Raw genomic sequence first — 19469 nt, 5'->3', positions numbered from 1 at the left:
TCCCGTCGGAGTTAGCACATTCCGCTGCCGGGTGTTACCCCGGCAGCAGTGACCTGTTTGAGCGAGAATTACTCGTCTTCCAGTTCGATGTTGATACCCAGCGAACGAATCTCTTTCAACAGTACGTTGAAGGATTCCGGCATGCCCGGCTCCATCTGATGGTTGCCGTCTACGATGTTCTTATACATCTTAGTACGGCCGTTCACGTCATCAGACTTAACGGTGAGCATTTCCTGCAGGGTGTAGGCTGCGCCGTATGCTTCCAGCGCCCACACTTCCATCTCCCCGAAGCGCTGACCACCGAACTGCGCCTTACCACCCAGCGGCTGCTGAGTAACCAGGCTGTAGGAACCGGTGGAACGAGCGTGCATCTTGTCGTCGACCAGGTGGTTCAGTTTCAGCATGTACATGTAACCTACGGTTACCGGACGCTCGAACTGTTCACCCGTACGGCCGTCGAACAGCGTGATCTGACCGGAAGTCGGCAGGTCACCCAGTTTCAGCAGCTCTTTAATTTCCGCTTCTTTCGCACCGTCGAACACCGGCGTTGCGATTGGCATACCTTTGCGCAGGTTTTCAGCCAGACGCAGAACTTCTTCATCGCTGAAGGTATTCAGGTCAACTTTCTGACGAACGTCAGCGCCCAGATCGTACGCACGCTGGATGAATTCGCGCAGCTTCGCGACTTCCTGCTGCTGTTTCAGCATGGCGTTAATCTTGTCGCCGATACCTTTCGCAGCCATACCCAGGTGGGTTTCCAGAATCTGACCGATGTTCATACGAGACGGTACGCCCAGCGGGTTCAGTACGATGTCGACCGGCGTACCGTTTTCATCGTAAGGCATATCTTCGATCGGGTTGATCTTAGAAATAACACCCTTGTTACCGTGACGGCCCGCCATCTTGTCACCAGGCTGAATACGGCGTTTCACCGCCAGATAGACCTTAACAATCTTCAGCACGCCCGGCGCCAGATCGTCGCCCTGGGTGATTTTGCGGCGTTTCGCTTCGAGTTTTTTCTCGAACTCGTGTTTCAGTTCGTCATACTGCTCAGCCAGTTGTTCCAGCTGATTTTGTTTCTCTTCGTCGGTCAGCCCCAGCTCCAGCCAGCGGTCGCGCGGCAGTTTGTCGAGCTTCTCAGCTTCAACGCCGCCGGAAACCAGCACAGCGTGGATACGGCTAAACAGGCCCGCTTCGAGGATCTGCAGTTCTTCAGACAGGTCTTTCTTCGCCTGCTTCAGCTGCATCTCTTCGATTTCCAGCGCGCGCTTGTCTTTTTCCACGCCATCGCGGGTAAAGACCTGAACGTCGATAACCGTACCGGAAACACCGTTTGGCACGCGCAGAGAAGAGTCTTTCACGTCAGACGCTTTCTCACCGAAGATCGCACGCAGCAGCTTCTCTTCCGGAGTCAGTTGGGTTTCACCTTTCGGCGTAACCTTACCAACCAGAATGTCGCCGCCGGTCACTTCCGCGCCGATATAAACGATACCGGATTCATCCAGTTTGGAGAGCGCAGCTTCACCCACGTTCGGGATGTCAGCGGTGATCTCTTCCGGCCCCAGCTTGGTGTCACGGGACACGCACGCCAGTTCCTGAATGTGGATGGTGGTGAAACGGTCTTCCTGGACAACACGCTCGGAAACGAGGATGGAGTCTTCGAAGTTGTAGCCGTTCCACGGCATGAACGCTACGCGCATGTTCTGACCAAGCGCCAGTTCACCGAGGTCGGTGGACGGACCGTCTGCCAGCACGTCGCCGCGCTCAACCGGCTCGCCCAGAGAAACACACGGCATCTGGTTGATACAGGTGTTCTGGTTAGAGCGGGTGTATTTGGTCAGGTTGTAGATGTCGATACCTGCTTCGCCCGGGTACATCTCGTCTTCGTTAACTTTGATAACGATACGGGAGGCATCCACGTACTGAACGGTACCGCCACGCTTAGCGACCGCAGTTACACCGGAGTCAACGGCAACAGCACGTTCCATACCGGTACCTACCAGCGGCTTATCAGCGCGCAGGGTCGGAACCGCCTGACGTTGCATGTTCGCACCCATCAACGCACGGTTGGCGTCATCGTGTTCCAGGAACGGGATCAGGGACGCACCGACGGAAACCACCTGCTGGGTGGAAACGTCCATGTAGTCAACCTGGTCGCGGCTGAACAAGCTGGATTCGCCTTTACTACGGCAGGTCACCAGATCTTCTACGAAGTGGCCGTCGTCATCCAGGTTGGAGTTCGCCTGAGCGATAACGAAGTTGCCTTCTTCAATAGCAGACAGGTAGTGAATTTCATCTGTTACTACGCCATCAACCACGCGACGATACGGCGTCTCAAGGAAGCCATATTCGTTAGTCTGCGCGTACACGGACAGGGAGTTGATCAGACCGATGTTCGGACCTTCCGGCGTTTCGATTGGACATACGCGACCGTAGTGAGTCGGGTGTACGTCTCGAACTTCGAAGCCTGCACGCTCACGGGTCAGACCGCCCGGGCCAAGCGCGGAGATACGACGCTTGTGCGTAATCTCAGACAGCGGGTTGTTCTGGTCCATAAACTGAGACAGCTGGCTGGAGCCGAAGAACTCTTTTACCGCCGCGGAGATCGGTTTGGCGTTGATCATGTCCTGAGGCATCAGGGTATCGAGATCGCCCAGAGACAGACGCTCTTTCACCGCACGCTCAACGCGCACCAGGCCAACGCGGAACTGGTTTTCCGCCATTTCGCCTACGGAACGGATACGACGGTTGCCGAGGTGGTCGATATCATCGACTTCGCCTTTACCGTTACGGATATCGATGAGCTTCTTCATCACTTCGATGATGTCGTCTTTGCTCAGGATACCGGAACCTTCGATCTCTTCACGCAGTAAAGAACGGTTGAACTTCATACGACCTACCGCAGACAGATCGTAGCGGTCTTCGGAGAAGAACAGGTTCTCGAACAGGCTTTCAGCCGCTTCGCGAGTCGGCGGCTCGCCCGGACGCATCATGCGGTAGATTTCTACCAGCGCGCTCAGGCGATCGTTAGTCGGGTCGACGCGAATCGTTTCTGAAATATACGGGCCGTGGTCCAGATCGTTGGTGAACAGCGTTTCGATGCGCTTGTGGCCAGCCTGGCTCAGCTTAGCCAGCAGATCGAGGCTCAGCTCCATGTTGGCCGGGCAGATCAGCTCACCGGTAGATTCATCAACGTAATCTTTCGAGGCGACTTTACCGGCAATATATTCAACCGGAACTTCGATATGCTTGATATCGTCTTTTTCCAGCTGGCGAATATGACGCGCGGTGATACGGCGGCCTTTTTCAACGTAGATTTTGCCATTCGCTTCGATATCGAAGGAAGCGGTTTCACCACGCAGACGCTCCGGCACCAGCTCCATTTGCAGCTTGTTGTCGCGGATTTCGAAGATTACTTTCTCAAAGAACAGATCGAGGATCTGCTCCGTGGTGTAGTTCAGCGCACGCAGAATGATGGTCGCAGGCAGTTTACGGCGACGGTCAATACGGACGAACAGGTTGTCCTTCGGATCGAATTCGAAGTCCAGCCAGGAACCACGGTAAGGAATGATGCGCGCGTTATACAGCACTTTACCGGAGGAGTGGGTTTTACCCTTGTCGGAGTCAAAGAAGACGCCTGGACTACGGTGCAGCTGAGAAACGATAACACGCTCGGTACCATTGATAACAAAGGTACCGTTGTCAGTCATGAGCGGAATTTCACCCATGTAGACTTCTTGTTCTTTAATGTCTTTTACGGTGCCTTCCGGCGCTTCGCGCTCGTAGATCACCAGACGCAGTTTTACGCGCAGCGGTGCGGAATAGGTCACGCCACGGATCTGACATTCCTGAACGTCAAACACCGGTTCGCCAAGGCGGTAGCTGACGTATTGCAGCTCGGAATTACCGCTGTAGCTCTGAATCGGGAATACGGAACGGAATGCGGCTTCCAGACCATACTGCCCTTCAGGATCTTGCTCGATAAACTTCTGAAACGAGTCAAGCTGGATAGAAAGGAGATAAGGTACATCCAGAACTTGTGGACGTTTACCAAAATCCTTACGAATACGTTTTTTCTCGGTATAGGAGTAAACCATAGGGTTCCTCAGCTCGCTGACAAGTCGACCCATCTGTCCATTGAGCGGACAGTTTGTGCAACACTATTTTGTTGACCGGAAAATGGAACACTTTCCGCAATGCCTGTTGCTATCACGCTTAAACCATTTCATTGCGATTTACACAGAACGGCCGCCCTGTCGCAGTATATTAAGTCGTCGATAGAAACAAGCATTGAAAGGCACAGCAGTAGTCAAACAGTGTGAAACGCTACTGGCGCCTTACAGCGCAAAAAGGCTGGTGACTAAAAAGTCACCAGCCATCAGCCTGATCTCTCAGGCTGCAACCGGAAGGGTTGGCTTATTTAACTTCAACTTCAGCGCCAGCTTCTTCCAGAGATTTTTTCAGTGCTTCAGCGTCATCTTTGCTCACGCCTTCTTTCAGAGCGGCCGGAGCAGATTCTACCAGGTCTTTCGCTTCTTTCAGACCCAGGCCAGTTGCGCCACGTACTGCTTTGATAACAGCAACTTTGTTAGCGCCAGCAGCTTTCAGAATTACGTCGAATTCAGTTTTTTCTTCAGCAGCTTCAACCGGGCCAGCAGCTACAGCTACAGCAGCAGCAGCGGAAACACCGAATTTTTCTTCCATTGCAGAGATCAGTTCTACAACGTCCATTACGGACATAGCGGATACTGCTTCAATGATTTGATCTTTAGTGATAGACATTTAAATTGTTCCTGAATATCAGAATAAGTTTATACGTAAGCAAATGCTTTATAAAGATAACTGCGATTAAGCAGCTTCTTTCGCATCGCGTACAGCAGCCAGAGTACGAACCAGTTTGCCAGCCGAAGCTTCTTTCATGGTTGCCATCAGGCGTGCAATTGCTTCTTCGTAGGTCGGCAGAGTTGCCAGGCGGTCGATCTGAGACGCCGGGATCAGCTCACCTTCAAAGGCAGCGGCTTTGACCTCAAATTTTGCATTCGCTTTCGCGAACTCTTTGAACAGACGAGCGGCAGCGCCCGGGTGTTCCATAGAGTATGCAATCAGGGTCGGACCAACAAACGTGTCTTTCAGGCACTCGAACTGAGTACCTTCAACGACGCGGCGCAGCAGGGTGTTACGAACAACACGCATGTAAACGCCAGCTTCACGACCTGCTTTACGCAGTTCAGTCATTTTATCTACAGTTACGCCACGGGAATCCGCAACTACTGCAGACAGCGCGCCTTTGGCTACTTCGCTGACTTCAGCAACAATCGCTTGTTTGTCTTGAAGATTTAAAGCCATTAGCTTTGCTCCTGGATGTTTGCCGGAACTCATGTTCCGGAACTCACTTCACTCTTCCCAACGGAGAGAGCGTCTTAATACGGTGAGCAGAAACAAGCCAGAATATCCAAAAATAATCTTAGCGTTCTGTCACCGTCTACGCAGGGGATTAAGTTTCTTGCGAAACACCTGCGGTCTTCGACGGAGGCCTGGATAGGCCAGGCTCCAACGAACAAATTCTTTCTATTCTTCGCTATTCAGCCTGTGGCGGCGTTAGCTTCCTTCGCTCACACCAGTCACATAGTTAGCTATGCTCCTGGTGATTCACTCAGTTGCTGCCTTGCCACAAACTGAATATCTCGAATATAAATCTGCTATTTGCAGAATCGTGGGGGTAGAATTGTAGACAAAACCACCGCCCACGTAAAGCTAATCTTAGTTCGCAGATGCGCTCAGACCAGCCTGATCAACGGCAACGCCAGCACCCATGGTGGTAGAGATGCTAACTTTCTTGATGTACACGCCTTTCGCCTGAGTCGGTTTCGCTTTTTTCAGCGCAACCAGCAGGGCTTCCAGGTTTTCTTTCAGTTTGTCAGCGTCAAAATCCACTTTACCAATGGTGGTGTGGATGATGCCGTTTTTGTCGTTACGATAACGAACCTGACCCGCTTTAGCGTTCTTAACCGCTTCAGCAACGTTCGGCGTTACGGTACCTACTTTCGGGTTCGGCATCAGGCCACGCGGACCCAGAACCTGGCCCAGCTGGCCAACAACGCGCATTGCATCCGGGGAAGCAATAACAACGTCAAAGTTCATTTCGCCTTTCTTAATCTGTTCAGCCAGATCTTCCATACCTACCAGCTCAGCGCCTGCAGCTTTAGCAGCTTCAGCGTTTGCGCCCTGGGTAAATACGGCTACGCGAACGGAACGGCCAGTACCGTGCGGCAGTACAGTTGCGCCACGTACGTTCTGGTCAGATTTACGCGCGTCGATGCCGAGGTTAACGGCAACGTCTACGCTTTCTACGAACTTAGCGGTAGCCAGTTCTTTCAGCAGAGAGATAGCTTCGTTGATGTCGTACTGTTTAGTCGCATCAACTTTCTCACGGATCACACGCATGCGCTTGGTCAGTTTAGCCATTTCTTAGTCCTCCACTACCAGGCCCATGGAACGTGCAGTACCTTCGATGGAGCGAGTCATCGCTTCAATGTCGGCACCAGTCATGTCGGCAGCTTTGGTCTGCGCGATTTCCTGCAGCTGAGCGCGGGAAATTTTACCCACTTTGTCTTTGTTCGGCTTACCAGAACCAGACTTGATGCCAGCCGCTTTCTTCAGTAGAACGGCTGCCGGCGGAGTCTTGGTAATGAAAGTGAAAGAACGGTCAGCGTAAACGGTGATAACAACCGGAATCGGCAGACCTTTTTCGATGGAATCCGTTTTTGCGTTGAACGCTTTGCAGAATTCCATGATGTTAACGCCCTGCTGACCCAGTGCTGGACCAACCGGCGGACTCGGGTTTGCCATACCAGCTGCAACCTGCAGCTTGACATAGGCTTGTACTTTCTTAGCCATTCTTAAATCCTCAAATTGGGTTATAACGCCTTTACACTTCATCCTTCAGGCCGCCTCTGCGTTGGCTGCCTTCTCTCAAACCAGTCACTTACTTATGTAAGCTCCTGGTTTTCGCTTAGTTGCCGCCTTGATGCAACCTGAATGATTTTGTGTAAGTAACGGCTCCCCGTGATAAATATCGTTTTACGGATAAGATCCATAAAAACAAAAGGCGCGAAATTGTATTCCAATCTCGCGCCTTGTGCAACGATTAGATCGCCGCTTTTTTGATCGCTACTTACGCTTTTTCAACCTGAGCGAAGTCCAGTTCTACCGGGGTCGCACGACCGAAGATAGACACGGACACTTTCAGACGGGACTTCTCGTAGTCCACTTCTTCAACGACGCCGTTAAAGTCAGCGAACGGACCATCGTTAACGCGAACCATTTCACCCGGCTCAAACAGCGTTTTCGGACGCGGCTTATCACCAACCTGCTGCAGGCGGTTCATAATCGCATCAACTTCTTTATCGCTGATTGGCGCAGGACGATCGGAAGTACCGCCGATAAAGCCCATCACACGCGGTACGCTACGCACCAGGTGCCAGCTCGCGTCATTCATGACCATCTGGACCAGTACGTAACCCGGGAAGAATTTACGCTCGCTCTTACGACGCTGGCCGCCGCGGATTTCGACCACTTCTTCGGTCGGCACCATGACTTCGCCAAATAACTCTTCCATATTGTGTAATTTGATATGCTCGCGCAGCGACGTTGCTACGCGGCCTTCAAAACCGGAAAACGCCTGAACGACGTACCAGCGCTTTTTAGGAGCTTCAGACATCTCAGAACCTCAGGCCAGTGATAAAGGAAACCAGGCGAACCAGAATACCATCCAGTCCCCACAGGATTAGTGACATTACTGCGGTAACCGCAGCCACAATCAGCGTGGTGTGCAACGTTTCCTGGCGAGTCGGCCAAATGACCTTACGTACTTCTGTACGCGCTTCGCGGGCAAAAGCAACGGTTGCCTTCCCTTTCGTCGTCAACAGCGCGACACCACCCGCTGCAGCAATCAGAATTACTACGGCCAGCGCACGCAGCGGCAGCATCATGTCACGATAAAGATAATTGCCGACAATTGCCACGAGCAGCAACGCCACGACAACGATCCACTTTATCGCTTCCAGGCCGCGCCCGCTTCCTTGAGCTTCGGTATTCGCACTCATAAACCAACCTGTCAGAAGAATTCTACAAATAATTTCACCCCGCGAATGCGAGGCTAACCAGTCAACCTTGTGCCGAAATGCGTGTCAGCGCTTCGGATTCAACGCCCTCTACAGAGCCTGTCTCAGCAATGATTATGACAAATAAAATCACTGATGAGCCAGGTTCTGGTTCGAAAGCGTACAAAAAGGGCATCAAATGATGCCCTTTTATTGCGCATTGCGTCAAATGTTATCAGCGATTAGCCGAGAACTTTAGCAACCACGCCCGCGCCAACGGTACGGCCGCCTTCACGGATTGCGAAACGCAGACCGTCGTCCATCGCGATCGGGTGGATCAGGGTAACAACCATTTTGATGTTGTCGCCCGGCATTACCATTTCCACGCCTTCCGGCAGTTCGATGGTGCCAGTCACGTCAGTTGTACGGAAGTAGAACTGCGGACGGTAGCCTTTGAAGAACGGAGTGTGACGGCCGCCTTCGTCTTTGGACAGGATATAAACTTCAGATTCGAACTTGGTGTGCGGCTTGATGGTGCCCGGCTTAGCCAGTACCTGACCACGTTCGATTTCTTCACGTTTGATACCACGCAGCAGAACGCCTACGTTCTCACCCGCACGGCCTTCGTCCAGCAGTTTGCGGAACATTTCAACGCCGGTACAGGTAGACTTCGCAGTCTCTTTGATACCAACGATTTCAACTTCTTCGCCCACTTTGATGATACCGCGCTCTACACGACCGGTAACAACGGTACCACGACCGGAGATGGAGAATACGTCTTCGATCGGCAGCAGGAACGGCTTGTCAATCGCACGCTCTGGCTCAGGGATGTAGGAATCCAGGAAGCCTGCCAGTTCGATGATTTTCTCTTCCCACTCTGCTTCGCCTTCCAGCGCTTTCAGGGCAGAACCACGAACGATCGGCGTGTCGTCGCCCGGGAAGTCGTACTGAGACAGCAGCTCACGCACTTCCATCTCAACCAGTTCCAGCAGCTCTTCGTCATCAACCATGTCGCACTTGTTCAGGAACACGATGATGTACGGAACACCTACCTGACGACCCAGCAGGATGTGCTCACGGGTCTGCGGCATCGGGCCGTCAGTCGCGGCAACTACCAGGATCGCGCCGTCCATCTGAGCAGCACCGGTGATCATGTTTTTAACATAGTCGGCGTGGCCCGGGCAGTCTACGTGTGCGTAGTGACGGGTCGGGGTATCGTATTCAACGTGAGAGGTGTTGATGGTGATACCACGCGCTTTTTCTTCCGGCGCGTTATCGATCTGGTCGAATGCGCGAGCAGCACCGCCGTAGGTTTTAGCCAGTACGGTAGTGATTGCAGCGGTCAGCGTTGTTTTACCATGGTCAACGTGGCCGATAGTACCGACGTTAACGTGCGGTTTTGTACGTTCAAACTTTTCTTTAGACATCGATTGTCCCTCTAAGACACGGATAAATCGGTGATATCACCACATCAACCAGGCGATATGCCTGAATGTTGAATCATTGAGTCGTTACAGAGAAAACAGGGAAGGAGAAGTGAAGTGGTGCTGATACCCAGAGTCGAACTGGGGACCTCACCCTTACCAAGGGTGCGCTCTACCAACTGAGCCATATCAGCACGTCTGGAGCGGGCAGCGGGAATCGAACCCGCATCATCAGCTTGGAAGGCTGAGGTAATAGCCATTATACGATGCCCGCATCCTGAAACTCGGCTACCCAGTTCTTTCTGTAACAAAAAAAGAGACAGGTCTCTTTTCTCATTCGAGCCGGTTATTTTATTAACCAGCTCAGACAGCTTATCGCTGCCAGAAAGTGGTGGTGGGGGAAGGATTCGAACCTTCGAAGTCTGTGACGGCAGATTTACAGTCTGCTCCCTTTGGCCGCTCGGGAACCCCACCGGACTTGATGGTGCCGACTACCGGAATCGAACTGGTGACCTACTGATTACAAGTCAGTTGCTCTACCTACTGAGCTAAGTCGGCATCAAGTAGCGCGCATTCTATGGAGAGCGGCGAGCTCATGCAACTAAAAAATTGCATAAAATGTTCTATCGCTCACATTTTGTGCTATACGGTTAATAAATGATGTATTTTCAGTCAGATTAGCATAAAATTTCGGCACCGGCCGGTAGCCTGTTATTCCCCGTTCTGTCCGTTGCGGCCTTCCGCAGATCCAACATGTCCGCTTCACATCTGGAATATCCGTCACAATGCCTTTCAGGGAATGACGCCTGGAAGAGATTTTTTCTTATTATTCCTTCCCACATGGTGTTACCCTCCTGCCCATTGTCCAAATTAACTGAAATGTGACGTGCCATTGCAGGCCGGGATTGACGCGCTTTTTTATCACAGTCCCGATGGTGTGATGACAGCCAGAAACATGCTTATGAGTATAAAAGAGCAAACGTTAATGACGCCTTACCTCCAGTTTGACCGCAACCAGTGGGCTGCGCTTCGTGATTCCGTGCCGATGACGCTTACCGAAGATGAGATCGCCCGGTTAAAAGGTATTAATGAAGATCTGTCGCTGGAAGAAGTGGCGGAGATCTATTTGCCGCTGTCGCGTTTGCTTAACTTCTATATCAGCTCTAATCTGCGTCGTCAGGCGGTTCTCGAACAGTTTTTAGGCACCAATGGCGAGCGCATCCCGTATATTATCAGTATTGCCGGCAGCGTAGCGGTAGGTAAAAGCACGACGGCCCGTGTATTGCAGGCTTTACTAAGCCGCTGGCCGGAGCATCGTCGCGTTGAGCTGATTACAACCGATGGTTTTCTTCATCCCAACCAGGTGTTAAAAGATCGTGGTCTGATGAAGAAGAAGGGCTTTCCTGAATCCTATGATATGCATCGCCTGGTTAAGTTTGTTTCTGACCTGAAATCAGGCGTACCGAATGTGACAGCGCCGGTCTATTCCCATCTGATCTATGATGTTATTCCTGACGGGGATAAAACGGTGGCGCAGCCGGATATACTTATCCTTGAGGGCCTTAACGTTCTGCAAAGCGGAATGGATTATCCTCACGATCCGCATCATGTATTTGTTTCCGACTTCGTCGATTTTTCTATTTATGTTGATGCGCCGGAAGATTTACTGCAGACATGGTATATCAACCGTTTTCTGAAATTCCGCGAAGGGGCGTTTACCGACCCTGACTCTTATTTCCATAATTATGCAAAGCTGTCAAAAGATGAAGCCATTGCCACCGCAACGGCGCTGTGGAAAGAAATTAACTGGCTGAATTTAAAACAAAACATTCTGCCAACGCGGGAGCGCGCAAGTCTGATAATGACCAAGAGCGCGAATCATGCCGTTGAACAGGTCCGCCTGCGCAAATAATAATAAAGGGAGCAATCGCTCCCTTATTTTATTCCGCGCTACGCAGCGATATTTCGCCGCCGACCCAGGATTTAATTACCCCATCCTGTTCGAGAAGTAATGCGCCCTGTGTATCGATCCCGCGTGAAATACCGTATATTTCTTTTTCGCCAATAATGAGTTTGACCTGACGATTAATAAAGTTATCCAGTTTTTCCCAGCGCGAAAGATAGGGAGCCAGGCCTTCCTGTTCAAACAGTTCCAGCGCGCTACGCAACTCACCAATCAGCCTCGCCGCCAGCGTGTTGCGATCCAGCACGATCCCGGCTTCCTGCAGAGTGATCCACCCCTGATTGACAATGCCTTCTTCGACGCGACGCATCGCCATATTAATCCCCGCGCCGATGACGATTTGCGCGGCGTCGCCGGTTTTACCGGTGAGTTCAACCAGAATGCCCGCCAGTTTGCGATCCAAAAGGTAAAGATCGTTCGGCCATTTCACCCGGACTTTATCCGCGCCGAGGTCGCGCAATACTTCAGCCATCACGATACCAATCACCAGGCTTAAGCCAATAGCGGCAGCCGGCCCCTGCTCAAGTCGCCAGTACATCGAAAGATATAAGTTAGCGCCAAAGGGCGAGAACCATTTACGGCCACGGCGACCGCGTCCGGCCTGCTGATATTCAGCCACACAGGCATCGCCTGATTGCAGCTGGCCGAGTCGGTCCAGCAGATACTGATTAGTCGAATCGATCACCGGCAGCACGGCGACCGTACCGCGATCCAGCAGGCTGTGGATGCGCTCTTTATCCAGTAGCTGGATCGGTTCCGGCAGGCTGTAGCCTTTACCAGGAACGGTAAAGACATCCACGCCCCAGTCGCGCAGGGTCTGGATATGCTTATTGATTGCTGCCCGGCTCATCCCCAGCGTTTCACCTAACTGTTCGCCTGAGTGGAACTCGCCGTCAGCCAGCAAGGAGATTAGCGTCATGGGGACGGTATTATCTTTCATGCAATGATCTCCAAGGCACTGACTTCCCCCGTCTGCCCGATAAAACGCACTTCTGGCTCCAGCCAGACGTTAAATTTTTCACCCACTTTAGTACGCACAAGATGCGCAAGCTGCACGACATCTTCACTGGTGGCGTTATCCGCGTTAATCAGCACCAGGGCCTGCTGGCGGTGTACCGCTGCGCCACCAACTGTCGTCCCTTTCAGCTGGCACCGATCGATAAGCCAGCCAGCTGCCAGCTTCACTGTGCCATCCGGCTGGGGATAATGCGGCGCGTCGGGGAATTGAGACAGCAGCGACTGCGCTACCTCAGCCAACACAACGGGATTTTTGAAAAAGCTGCCTGCATTGCCGTTCACCTTCGGGTCTGGCAATTTTGTTGTTCGCATATGACAGACAGAATCAAACACCTGCTGAGGCGTTACCGTTGTGGGATCCAGACGCGTAAGATCGCCATAAGTCAGTACAGGCTGCCATTGCTTCGCCAGACGCAGGCCGACGGCGACAATCGCAAAGCGATCCTGATATTCATGCTTAAAAATACTGTCGCGATAGCCAAAACGGCATTCCGCTGCGCTGATACGATGTTGTTTGCCGGTTGCCAGTTCAACACAGTCAACGTAGTCGCAGACGCGCTGTAACTCTACGCCGTATGCGCCTATGTTCTGAATGGGAGAGGAACCGACGCAGCCAGGAATCAGCGCCAGGTTTTCCAGTCCTGGCATACCCAGCTGTAACGTATGTTGCACCAGATGATGCCAGTTCTCGCCCGCACCGACATGCAAATACCACGCGTCAGGCCGTTCTGTAACGTTTATTCCTTTGATACGGTTGATGATTACCGTACCGCTGAACGTATCAAGAAACAGGACGTTACTCCCTTCGCCCAGTATCAGTACCGGTTGATGTAACGCATTGGCTGATTGCCAAGCTTCAAGTAGCTGTTGTTCATTTTCGACGCAAACAATCTCATTTGCAGACTGTTCGATGCCAAAAGTATTCCAGGGCTTAAGGGAGTGATTCATAGAGGCTTTCCTGATGCAAAATCGTCGCTAGTTTACCGCATATGCAACAGGATGGCTTGTTTTATGGCGGGATGGATGATCTTACCGTAGGCCGGATAAGGCGGAGCCGCCATCCGGCATCATGACGTGGACGTGCCTGATGGCGCTGCGCCTGTCAGGCCTGCAACACGGTCCGTTGTTGAATGTGGTGCATCGCAGGCCGGACTCTGTAGGCCGGATAAGGCGAAGCCGCCATCCGGCGTCATGACGTGGAGTGCCTGATGACGCTGCGCCTGTCAGGCCTGCGGCAAAAACGCAAAAAGCCCATCCGTCAGGATGGGCTTTTCACCTTGATTGATGCCTGGCAGTTCCCTACTCTCGCATGGGGAGACCCCACACTACCATCGGCGCTACGGCGTTTCACTTCTGAGTTCGGCATGGGGTCAGGTGGGACCACCGCGCTAGTGCCGCCAGGCAAATTCTGTGTCAGAAACGAATCTTTTTCACTGATGCTGCGTTGCCTGCGCTCGTAAAGTCAGTCACATACTTCAGTATGCTCCTTCCTTTCCTTCGCTTGCCGCCTTGCCTCAGCGCAAAATCTTTCGTTTCCGCTAATCTGTATCAGAACTGAAAATCTTCTCTCAACCGCCAAAACATCTTCGGCGTTGTAAGGTTAAGCCTCACGGTTCATTAGTACCGGTTAGCTCAACGCATCGCTGCGCTTACACACCCGGCCTATCAACGTCGTCGTCTTCAACGTTCCTTCAGGAGACTTAAAGTCTCAGGGAGAACTCATCTCGGGGCAAGTTTCGTGCTTAGATGCTTTCAGCACTTATCTCTTCCGCATTTAGCTACCGGGCAGTGCCATTGGCATGACAACCCGAACACCAGTGATGCGTCCACTCCGGTCCTCTCGTACTAGGAGCAGCCCCCCTCAGTTCTCCAGCGCCCACGGCAGATAGGGACCGAACTGTCTCACGACGTTCTAAACCCAGCTCGCGTACCACTTTAAATGGCGAACAGCCATACCCTTGGGACCTACTTCAGCCCCAGGATGTGATGAGCCGACATCGAGGTGCCAAACACCGCCGTCGATATGAACTCTTGGGCGGTATCAGCCTGTTATCCCCGGAGTACCTTTTATCCGTTGAGCGATGGCCCTTCCATTCAGAACCACCGGATCACTATGACCTGCTTTCGCACCTGCTCGCGCCGTCACGCTCGCAGTCAAGCTGGCTTATGCCATTGCACTAACCTCCTGATGTCCGACCAGGATTAGCCAACCTTCGTGCTCCTCCGTTACTCTTTAGGAGGAGACCGCCCCAGTCAAACTACCCACCAGACACTGTCCGCAACCCCGATAAGGGGCCCACGTTAGAACACCAGCCATTAAAGGGTGGTATTTCAAGGTCGGCTCCATGCAGACTGGCGTCCGCACTTCAAAGCCTCCCACCTATCCTGCACATCAAGGACCAGTGTTCAGTGTCAAGCTATAGTAAAGGTTCACGGGGTCTTTCCGTCTTGCCGCGGGTACACTGCATCTTCACAGCGAGTTCAATTTCACTGAGTCTCGGGTGGAGACAGCCTGGCCATCATTACGCCATTCGTGCAGGTCGGAACTTACCCGACAAGGAATTTCGCTACCTTAGGACCGTTATAGTTACGGCCGCCGTTTACCGGGGCTTCGATCAAGAGCTTCTCCGCGAGGATAACCCCATCAATTAACCTTCCGGCACCGGGCAGGCGTCACACCGTATACGTCCACTTTCGTGTTTGCACAGTGCTGTGTTTTTAATAAACAGTTGCAGCCAGCTGGTATCTTCGACTGGTTTCAGCTCCGTGAGCAAGTCACTTCACCTACGCGCCAGCGTGCCTTCTCCCGAAGTTACGGCACCATTTTGCCTAGTTCCTTCACCCGAGTTCTCTCAAGCGCCTTGGTATTCTCTACCTGACCACCTGTGTCGGTTTGGGGTACGATTTCGTGTTACCTGATGCTTAGAGGCTTTTCCTGGAAGCAGGGCATTTGTCACTTCAGCACCTTAGTGCCTCGTCATCACGCCTCAGTGTTAATGAACAACCGGATTTACCTGGTCGTTCCACCTGCACGCTTAAACCGGGACAACCGTCGCCCGGCCGACATAGCCTTCTCCGTCCCCCCTTCGCAGTAACACCAAGTACAGGAATATTAACCTGTTTCCCATCGACTACGCCTTTCGGCCTCGCCTTAGGGGTCGACTCACCCTGCCCCGATTAACGTTGGACAGGAACCCTTGGTCTTCCGGCGAGCGGGCTTTTCACCCGCTTTATCGTTACTTATGTCAGCATTCGCACTTCTGATACCTCCAGCATGCCTCACAGCACACCTTCAACGGCTTACAGAACGCTCCCCTACCCAACGAACGTATCCTTAAACCGACTCGACTTTGTATACGCTTTGACGTCGCTTCGCTCCGTCAATCGTAAGACGCTGAATCGCTTTAAGTGATACGTTCGCTGCCGCAGCTTCGGTGCATGGTTTAGCCCCGTTACATCTTCCGCGCAGGCCGACTCGACCAGTGAGCTATTACGCTTTCTTTAAATGATGGCTGCTTCTAAGCCAACATCCTGGCTGTCTGAGCCTTCCCACATCGTTTCCCACTTAACCATGACTTTGGGACCTTAGCTGGCGGTCTGGGTTGTTTCCCTCTTCACGACGGACGTTAGCACCCGCCGTGTGTCTCCCGTGATAACATTCTCCGGTATTCGCAGTTTGCATCGGGTTGGTAAGCCGGGATGGCCCCCTAGCCGAAACAGTGCTCTACCCCCGGAGATGAGTTCACGAGGCGCTACCTAAATAGCTTTCGGGGAGAACCAGCTATCTCCCGGTTTGATTGGCCTTTCACCCCCAGCCACAGGTCATCCGCTAATTTTTCAACATTAGTCGGTTCGGTCCTCCAGTTAGTGTTACCCAACCTTCAACCTGCCCATGGCTAGATCACCGGGTTTCGGGTCTATACCCTGCAACTTAACGCCCAATTAAGACTCGGTTTCCCTCCGGCTCCCCTATTCGGTTAACCTTGCTACAGAATATAAGTCGCTGACCCATTATACAAAAGGTACGCAGTCACCCCATAAAGAGGCTCCCACTGCTTGTACGTACACGGTTTCAGGTTCTTTTTCACTCCCCTCGCCGGGGTTCTTTTCGCCTTTCCCTCACGGTACTGGTTCACTATCGGTCAGTCAGGAGTATTTAGCCTTGGAGGATGGTCCCCCCATATTCAGACAGGATACCACGTGTCCCGCCCTACTCATCGAGCTCACAGCCTGTGCGTTTTCGTGTACGGGACTTTCACCCTGTACCGTGCGACTTTCCAGACGCTTCCACTAACACACAAGCTGATTCAGGCTCTGGGCTCCTCCCCGTTCGCTCGCCGCTACTGGGGGAATCTCGGTTGATTTCTTTTCCTCGGGGTACTTAGATGTTTCAGTTCCCCCGGTTCGCCTCGTTAACCTATGTATTCAGTTAACGATGATGCACCGTGGTGCACCGGGTTTCCCCATTCGGACATCGCCGGGTCAAAGGTTCATATCACCTCGCCGGCGCTTTTCGCAGATTAGCACGTCCTTCATCGCCTCTGACTGCCAGGGCATCCACCGTGTACGCTTGTTCGCTTAACCTCACAACCCGAAGATGTTTCACTTCATGATTGCGATAATTGAGAGACTCACGAACAACTTGCGTTGTTCTGTGTTTCAATTTTCAGCTTGATCCAGATTTTTAAAAGAGCAAAACTTCGCAGTGAACCCTTTCAGGTACACTCTGAAGTTTTATAACGTAAACATTCCACAGAATGGTGGAGCTATGCGGGATCGAACCGCAGACCTCCTGCGTGCAAAGCAGGCGCTCTCCCAGCTGAGCTATAGCCCCATACGGTGTGGTTAAACCTCATTACCCGTAATTTTTGCTGAGGCAAGGCGTGGTGACACGAAGCATACTTAAAGTATGTGAGTGTCGCCGCAACGCAGCATCAGCAAAAATTTGGTAGGCCTGAGTGGACTTGAACCACCGACCTCACCCTTATCAGGGGTGCGCTCTAACCACCTGAGCTACAAGCCTGTAGAGGTTTTTACTGCTCGTTTTTCATCAGACAATCTGTGTGGACACTACAAAGGCAGGTTCTTTAAGGTAAGGAGGTGATCCAACCGCAGGTTCCCCTACGGTTACCTTGTTACGACTTCACCCCAGTCATGAATCACAAAGTGGTAAGCGCCCTCCCGAAGGTTAAGCTACCTACTTCTTTTGCAACCCACTCCCATGGTGTGACGGGCGGTGTGTACAAGGCCCGGGAACGTATTCACCGTGGCATTCTGATCCACGATTACTAGCGATTCCGACTTCATGGAGTCGAGTTGCAGACTCCAATCCGGACTACGACATACTTTATGAGGTCCGCTTGCTCTCGCGAGGTCGCTTCTCTTTGTATATGCCATTGTAGCACGTGTGTAGCCCTGGTCGTAAGGGCCATGATGACTTGACGTCATCCCCACCTTCCTCCAGTTTATCACTGGCAGTCTCCTTTGAGTTCCCGGCCGGACCGCTGGCAACAAAGGATAAGGGTTGCGCTCGTTGCGGGACTTAACCCAACATTTCACAACACGAGCTGACGACAGCCATGCAGCACCTGTCTCAGAGTTCCCGAAGGCACCAATCCATCTCTGGAAAGTTCTCTGGATGTCAAGACCAGGTAAGGTTCTTCGCGTTGCATCGAATTAAACCACATGCTCCACCGCTTGTGCGGGCCCCCGTCAATTCATTTGAGTTTTAACCTTGCGGCCGTACTCCCCAGGCGGTCTACTTAACGCGTTAGCTCCGGAAGCCACGCCTCAGGGGCACAACCTCCAAGTAGACATCGTTTACGGCGTGGACTACCAGGGTATCTAATCCTGTTTGCTCCCCACGCTTTCGCACCTGAGCGTCAGTCTTCGTCCAGGGGGCCGCCTTCGCCACCGGTATTCCTCCAGATCTCTACGCATTTCACCGCTACACCTGGAATTCCACCCCCCTCTACGAGACTCAAGCCTGCCAGTTTCGAATGCAGTTCCCAGGTTGAGCCCGGGGATTTCACATCCGACTTGACAGACCGCCTGCGTGCGCTTTACGCCCAGTAATTCCGATTAACGCTTGCACCCTCCGTATTACCGCGGCTGCTGGCACGGAGTTAGCCGGTGCTTCTTCTGCGGGTAACGTCAATGACTGCGGTTATTAACCACAATCCCTTCCTCCCCGCTGAAAGTACTTTACAACCCGAAGGCCTTCTTCATACACGCGGCATGGCTGCATCAGGCTTGCGCCCATTGTGCAATATTCCCCACTGCTGCCTCCCGTAGGAGTCTGGACCGTGTCTCAGTTCCAGTGTGGCTGGTCATCCTCTCAGACCAGCTAGGGATCGTCGCCTTGGTGAGCCGTTACCTCACCAACAAGCTAATCCCATCTGGGCACATCCGGTGGCAAGAGGCCCGAAGGTCCCCCTCTTTGGTCTTGCGACGTTATGCGGTATTAGCTACCGTTTCCAGTAGTTATCCCCCTCCACCGGGCAGTTTCCCAGACATTACTCACCCGTCCGCCACTCGTCAGCAAAGCAGCAAGCTGCTTCCTGTTACCGTTCGACTTGCATGTGTTAGGCCTGCCGCCAGCGTTCAATCTGAGCCATGATCAAACTCTTCAATTTAAGTTTGATGCTCGTGAATTAAACTTCGTAATGAATTACGTGTTCACTCAGAGACTTGGTATTCATTTATTGTCCGAAGACATCAAGAATCCATGTCACTTTGAGTGCCCACACAGATTGTCTGATAAATTGTTAAAGAGCAGTGCCGCTTCGCTTTTTCTCAGCGGCGCGGGGTGTGCATAATACGCTTTCCCGCCTCAGAGTCAAGCATTTATTTTTTGCTTTTCTCCGTGAAGTTCCTCTCAGAACCCCGCTGACCCGGCGGCCTGTATGCCGTTGTTCCGTGTCAGTGGTGGCGCATTATAGGGAGTTATTCCGGGCTGACAAG

At 52.5% G+C, this 19469-nt stretch carries 11 protein-coding genes, 6 tRNA genes and 3 rRNA genes; 1 reads left to right on the top strand and 19 read right to left on the bottom strand.

Translation table 11 applies throughout. The features are described from left to right. Positions 1–68: 68 nt before the first annotated feature. From rpoB to K7R23_RS07660, 12 genes are all read right to left on the bottom strand, one after another. On the bottom strand, positions 69–4097 hold the full coding sequence (gene rpoB / locus K7R23_RS07715) for a DNA-directed RNA polymerase subunit beta (RefSeq protein ID WP_012907757.1): 4029 nt from the start codon (positions 4095–4097) through the stop codon (positions 69–71). A gap of 319 nt (positions 4098–4416) precedes the next feature. Then, the gene (gene rplL / locus K7R23_RS07710) at positions 4417–4782 is read right to left on the bottom strand and encodes a 50S ribosomal protein L7/L12 (protein ID WP_012133812.1); all 366 of its coding nucleotides are present in this window, start codon (positions 4780–4782) and stop codon (positions 4417–4419) included. Between the two features lie 66 nt (positions 4783–4848). Beyond that, positions 4849–5346, bottom strand: coding sequence for a 50S ribosomal protein L10 (rplJ, locus tag K7R23_RS07705; protein ID WP_001207203.1), 498 nt, complete (start codon positions 5344–5346; stop codon positions 4849–4851). A gap of 414 nt (positions 5347–5760) precedes the next feature. Next, the gene (gene rplA, locus K7R23_RS07700) at positions 5761–6465 is read right to left on the bottom strand and encodes a 50S ribosomal protein L1 (RefSeq protein ID WP_012907758.1); all 705 of its coding nucleotides are present in this window, start codon (positions 6463–6465) and stop codon (positions 5761–5763) included. 3 nt (positions 6466–6468) lie between these two features. Beyond that, positions 6469–6897, bottom strand: a complete 429-nt coding sequence (gene rplK, locus K7R23_RS07695; protein ID WP_012133815.1) for a 50S ribosomal protein L11 — start codon at positions 6895–6897, stop codon at positions 6469–6471. A 277-nt stretch (positions 6898–7174) separates the two neighbouring features. After that, positions 7175–7720 carry a transcription termination/antitermination protein NusG gene (nusG, locus tag K7R23_RS07690; protein WP_003862341.1) on the bottom strand — a complete coding sequence of 182 codons (546 nt, stop codon included), beginning with the start codon at positions 7718–7720 and terminating at the stop codon, positions 7175–7177. A 1-nt stretch (position 7721) separates the two neighbouring features. Next, positions 7722–8105 (bottom strand): preprotein translocase subunit SecE, encoded by a 384-nt coding sequence (gene secE / locus K7R23_RS07685; protein ID WP_012907759.1) that lies wholly within the window; start codon positions 8103–8105, stop codon positions 7722–7724. A gap of 239 nt (positions 8106–8344) precedes the next feature. Next, positions 8345–9529 (bottom strand): elongation factor Tu, encoded by a 1185-nt coding sequence (tuf, locus tag K7R23_RS07680; RefSeq protein WP_012907761.1) that lies wholly within the window; start codon positions 9527–9529, stop codon positions 8345–8347. A gap of 115 nt (positions 9530–9644) precedes the next feature. Beyond that, positions 9645–9720, bottom strand: a tRNA-Thr gene (locus tag K7R23_RS07675). A gap of 5 nt (positions 9721–9725) precedes the next feature. Further along, positions 9726–9800 (bottom strand) — tRNA-Gly (locus tag K7R23_RS07670). Positions 9801–9915: 115 nt separating this feature from the next. Further along, a tRNA-Tyr gene (locus tag K7R23_RS07665) sits at positions 9916–10000 on the bottom strand. A gap of 8 nt (positions 10001–10008) precedes the next feature. Further along, positions 10009–10084 (bottom strand) — tRNA-Thr (locus K7R23_RS07660). 403 nt (positions 10085–10487) lie between these two features. On the opposite strand from K7R23_RS07660, the gene coaA reads away from it, so the two are divergent. Further along, positions 10488–11438 (top strand): type I pantothenate kinase, encoded by a 951-nt coding sequence (gene coaA / locus K7R23_RS07655; RefSeq protein ID WP_012907762.1) that lies wholly within the window; start codon positions 10488–10490, stop codon positions 11436–11438. Positions 11439–11466: 28 nt separating this feature from the next. On the opposite strand, the gene birA is transcribed toward coaA, so the two are convergent. The 7 genes from birA to K7R23_RS07620 all read right to left on the bottom strand — a co-directional run bounded on the left by birA (position 11467) and on the right by K7R23_RS07620 (position 19141). Next, a complete protein-coding gene (gene birA / locus K7R23_RS07650) occupies positions 11467–12429 on the bottom strand; it encodes a bifunctional biotin--[acetyl-CoA-carboxylase] ligase/biotin operon repressor BirA (protein WP_012907763.1) in 963 nt (320 codons plus the stop codon). Continuing rightward, positions 12426–13454: a UDP-N-acetylmuramate dehydrogenase gene (gene murB, locus K7R23_RS07645; protein WP_012907764.1), complete on the bottom strand. Its 1029-nt coding sequence runs from the start codon at positions 13452–13454 to the stop codon at positions 12426–12428. Before murB ends, birA begins: the two co-directional genes overlap by 4 nt. 338 nt (positions 13455–13792) lie before the next feature. Beyond that, positions 13793–13908, bottom strand: a 5S ribosomal RNA gene (gene rrf / locus K7R23_RS07640). Positions 13909–14102: 194 nt separating this feature from the next. Further along, positions 14103–17090 (bottom strand): 23S ribosomal RNA (locus tag K7R23_RS07635). 174 nt (positions 17091–17264) lie between these two features. Beyond that, a tRNA-Ala gene (locus K7R23_RS07630) sits at positions 17265–17340 on the bottom strand. Between the two features lie 112 nt (positions 17341–17452). After that, positions 17453–17529: transfer RNA gene (locus tag K7R23_RS07625), tRNA-Ile, on the bottom strand. 70 nt (positions 17530–17599) lie between these two features. Then, positions 17600–19141: ribosomal RNA gene (locus K7R23_RS07620) — 16S ribosomal RNA — on the bottom strand. The 16S, 23S and 5S rRNA genes sit together here with 2 tRNA genes alongside, the layout of an rRNA operon. Positions 19142–19469 lie beyond the last annotated feature (328 nt).

This window comes from Citrobacter rodentium NBRC 105723 = DSM 16636 (assembly GCF_021278985.1).
Lineage (GTDB): Bacteria > Pseudomonadota > Gammaproteobacteria > Enterobacterales > Enterobacteriaceae > Citrobacter_A > Citrobacter_A rodentium.
The sequence above is the reverse complement of the archived record's forward strand: the minus strand, read 5'-3'. Positions and strand labels throughout refer to the sequence as shown.

Coding starts and splice junctions, on each gene's coding strand:
- rpoB (WP_012907757.1), bottom strand. CDS start 4,097: ATGGTTTACTCCTATACCGAGAAAAAACGTATTCGTAAGGATTTTGGT.
- rplL (WP_012133812.1), bottom strand. CDS start 4,782: ATGTCTATCACTAAAGATCAAATCATTGAAGCAGTATCCGCTATGTCC.
- rplJ (WP_001207203.1), bottom strand. CDS start 5,346: ATGGCTTTAAATCTTCAAGACAAACAAGCGATTGTTGCTGAAGTCAGC.
- rplA (WP_012907758.1), bottom strand. CDS start 6,465: ATGGCTAAACTGACCAAGCGCATGCGTGTGATCCGTGAGAAAGTTGAT.
- rplK (WP_012133815.1), bottom strand. CDS start 6,897: ATGGCTAAGAAAGTACAAGCCTATGTCAAGCTGCAGGTTGCAGCTGGT.
- nusG (WP_003862341.1), bottom strand. CDS start 7,720: ATGTCTGAAGCTCCTAAAAAGCGCTGGTACGTCGTTCAGGCGTTTTCC.
- secE (WP_012907759.1), bottom strand. CDS start 8,105: ATGAGTGCGAATACCGAAGCTCAAGGAAGCGGGCGCGGCCTGGAAGCG.
- tuf (WP_012907761.1), bottom strand. CDS start 9,529: ATGTCTAAAGAAAAGTTTGAACGTACAAAACCGCACGTTAACGTCGGT.
- coaA (WP_012907762.1), top strand. CDS start 10,488: ATGAGTATAAAAGAGCAAACGTTAATGACGCCTTACCTCCAGTTTGAC.
- birA (WP_012907763.1), bottom strand. CDS start 12,429: ATGAAAGATAATACCGTCCCCATGACGCTAATCTCCTTGCTGGCTGAC.
- murB (WP_012907764.1), bottom strand. CDS start 13,454: ATGAATCACTCCCTTAAGCCCTGGAATACTTTTGGCATCGAACAGTCT.